The 389-nt window shown below is 70.2% G+C and carries 1 protein-coding gene; it reads left to right on the top strand.

Translation table 11 applies throughout. From position 1 onward, the window contains the following. The coding region (locus tag CBF90_RS16955; protein WP_172407907.1) for a class I SAM-dependent methyltransferase at positions 1–389 on the top strand (389 nt) is incomplete at both ends.

Raw genomic sequence — 389 nt, 5'->3', positions numbered from 1 at the left:
GTGCGCCACTGCGACTACCGCGACGTCCTCGAGGACGGCTTCGACGCGGTGTCCTCCATCGGACTCACCGAGCACGTCGGCGTACGCCGGCTGCCCGGGTACTTCTCCTTCCTCCGCGACCGGCTGCGTCCCGAGGGCCGGCTGCTCAACCACTGCATCACCCGTGCCCACAACACGGCTACCTCGACCGGCGAGTTCATCGACCGCTACGTCTTCCCCGACGGCGAGCTCACGGGGTCCGGCACGATCATCACCGCCGCGCAGGACGCCGGGCTGGAGGTCCACCACGAGGAGAACCTGCGCGCCCACTACGCGATGACGCTGCGCGAGTGGTGCCGCAACCTCGTGGCGCACTGGGACGAGTGCGTCGCCGAGGTCGGCGAGGGCAC

This window comes from Microbacterium sp. AISO3, from assembly GCF_002204305.1.
Taxonomy (GTDB): Bacteria; Actinomycetota; Actinomycetes; order Actinomycetales; family Microbacteriaceae; genus Microbacterium; species Microbacterium arborescens.
Note: the sequence above shows the minus strand (reverse complement) of the source record. Positions and strands in the feature narration are given on the sequence as shown.